This window comes from Aestuariirhabdus haliotis, from assembly GCF_023509475.1.
GTDB classification, from domain to species: Bacteria; Pseudomonadota; Gammaproteobacteria; order Pseudomonadales; family Aestuariirhabdaceae; genus Aestuariirhabdus; species Aestuariirhabdus haliotis.
On sequence record NZ_JAKSDZ010000085.1, the window covers coordinates 1 to 3061 of the forward strand.

Consider the following 3061-nt stretch of genomic DNA (forward strand, 5'->3'; position numbering starts at 1 on the left):
CGCCTTTTTGAAAGGTCTCGACCTTACTGCAAAGGCGTGCCGCGATTCTGAATTCGCCTGAAAGCCAGAGTTCATCTGAATTAATCAGAGGTGCCTTAATCTGTTTATACCAGCCCCAGCTCTCTCGCTCTGGCAGCAGCCTGGGTGCGGCTACGGACTTCCAGCTTATTATTGATACGCCGAGCGTGGGTTTTCACCGTATGCAACGAAATAAAAAGCTTGTCGGCGATCTGTTGATTCGATAAACCTTCCGAAATCAATTGCAGCACGGCCATCTCCCGCTTGCTGATCGGTTCATTCAGCTGCCGATTCAGCTCCAGCAAGCGACGCTCCGAACTGTCTTCCTGATGTTCGCTTTGCTCCGGCACCAGCATCTTCAACATGCGTTGGGCAAAGGGGTTACTCGACTGGCGCTGCAGAACAGGAACCAGAGCATCCCCGAGTTCTCGAAAAGCAAAGATCACCCGCTCCGGCTCTAACAATGCGATGGATTGCAACAATCGCTCATCGGCCAACGCCCGCTCTCCAGCCTGATCTCTTGCAGCCGCCTCATAAAGCAGTGCAACGCCCTGATAGGTTGGAAAGTTTTGCCGCCGGCACCGTTCTGCCGCGCGATGTGCCGCTTCGGCGGCCGTGAGTGGTTCGCCATCGGCCATCAACAAACGGCAATAAATCAGCCGTACCAGCCCCGGCAAAAAGTGAAAATAAGGCGGCGGCCAGACCTTTTCCTTGTCATACAGATCAATCAAGCGCTCCAGCCAGCTTCGGGCCAGGTCCAGCTTGCCCTGATAAATCCAGAGATCACATTTGAGTGCCGTTAGCCAGGCAAGATAAAACACCTGGGGTATATCCCAAAGATTCATCAGGCGTTCGACCAGGGCCAGCATATTAAAGGCGGCGCCCAGATCGCGGCGATTTCGGTAGATCATGATTCGCACGGTATAACCGAGCACCACCGACACATCCCGCGCTTTTTCAGCGATGGGTATACCACGCCGAACCCAGCTTTCCGCTTCTTCCAGATCCTGCTGCTGCCAAAGCGCCAAACCTTTCTGCATATAGAGGCGACCCAGGCTGGTGGTATCAATGTCACGATAGAGGCGCTTGCTGTATTCGTCGATATGGCGCACAGCCACATCCAGATTACCGCGAGCCATCATCAGGGTCGCCTGATCAAAGCACATCAATAGCTCAAACAGATCGCTACCGGAGCGCTGGGCTTCTTCAATCGATTGACGGTTATACTCCCGCGCCTTGTCAAGCTCACCTCGGTTCAGATAGCTGTTACAAAGAACGGAGAGCGACATGATGCGCGCGCCATAGGATTCATAGGGCAAACGCTGCAAGGCTTGCCTTGCACTTTCTTCAGCACGGGACAGTTCGGATCGCCCTCGAAGAATCACCGCACGAATGGCCAGGGCGTGGCCGGCATAAAAATCATCCCCCTCAAGGTGCTGATGTTCCAAGCTGGAGACCAGTCGTTCCGCCTCATCCAGCTGATAGCTCAGGGCCAACGCCCAACTGTAGACCACCACCAGACGCGGGTTACTGAGAATCAGGGTTTCCGGCAGCTCCGAACGCCAGCTTAGTAGCTGGGACAAATTTTGTTCTGCCAGCAATTGCTCCTCGGACAAGCCTTGCACCAGGCGTGAAGCGCCTTCCAGATCATTAGCCCGTAAGGCGTAATCCACCGATTGCTGCATCTGACCGCGTTCATGGAACCAGCGGCTGGCCCGCCCCCAGATCAGGTTATTATGCAGGCTTCCGCGCTTCTTACTCTGCTCAATTAAAAATTCGGCAAACAGATGATGATATCGGAACCAGGTACCTTCATGATTCAAGGGAACCAGAAACACCCCTTTACTGCGTAACATCTCCAGCAGTTCGCGACTGTCATCCCGCTGGGCAACGGCATTACAAAGCTTGGCGTTAAAGCTGTCGAGTAGTACGGTATCGAGCAAAAACTCTCTCAGCTCATCCCCCAGGCGCGCAAATACTTCTTCGAGCAAATAATCGGCAATAAACTGCTCGGTGCCTTTCAAGGCCCGAATATGCTGGCTCGGATCGACTTCACGGCTGACCGCCATAACAAAGAGACGCAGACCGGTTATCCAGCCCTCACTGCGCGCCTCCACCAGCGCTATATCGTCAACGCTCAGCCCGCTAAAACCCTCACCCAGCAAGTAACTTTCTACTTCATGATGATTAAAGCGCAGCTCCTCTTCACTCAACTCTTCCAGCTGTCGATTTAGCCTGTACCGCGACAGGGCAACCCCCATCTGGTACCGGCTGGTAAGCATCAAGCGAACATTGGGAGGCAGGTGGTCAAACAGAAACGTCATGCACTTATGCACGGCCTGGCGATTGATCGCATGATAATCGTCGAGCACCAGCACCAATGGGGTTTTAAGCTGGGCGATCTCTTCCAACAGAGGCGCTAGTACCAGCTCGAAAGACAGCGGCTGGTGGGTCTGGTGCGCTTCGAGTTGCTCCAGCGAAGCATCGCCGGCACCTTCATCCAGACACCGGCTTAGCGTGTGTACCAAATAAGTGAGAAAGCGCTGCAGGTTATTATCGCGCTCATCGAGGGATAACCAGGCGACCGAGTGATCGTCGGGCAGCTGTTCCAGCCATTCAATGGCCAGGGTCGATTTACCAAAACCAGCCGGAGCACTGATAACAATAAGGCGGCAGGGAGACTGATTGAGTCGATCCAGTAATCGTGGACGGGCGATATGACCTTGGGGAAGTGGCGGACGATAGAGTTTCATGCCCAGGATTGCTCCGGGCAACGGTATATCCGGACTGTTTGCCGCTGAGGCGTCGTCGACGGAAGAATCTATCTCTTGGTTTTCAACCATTACTACCCAGTACCCCTGCTGATCGAAGCCCGATACGTTGCCGCGCTTCGTGATTATGCAGTGCATTATGCAGTGTCCTGAGCGTGCAAATCAACGCAGGAAGCTATTAAGGCACCTCTGATTAATTCGGATAGATCTCTGCGGATCCTAAAATGGTTTTTATCAAGGCGAAGCTCGCCGTTCATGTCGAGACCTGAACA

At 53.8% G+C, this 3061-nt stretch carries 1 protein-coding gene; it reads right to left on the reverse strand.

Annotated features, from left to right (window positions below):
* Window positions 1–104 precede the first annotated feature (104 nt).
* The gene (locus MIB40_RS19240) at window positions 105–2927 is read right to left on the reverse strand and encodes a LuxR C-terminal-related transcriptional regulator (RefSeq protein WP_249697124.1); all 2823 of its coding nucleotides are present in this window, start codon (window positions 2925–2927) and stop codon (window positions 105–107) included.
* Between the last annotated feature and the right edge of the window lie 134 nt (window positions 2928–3061).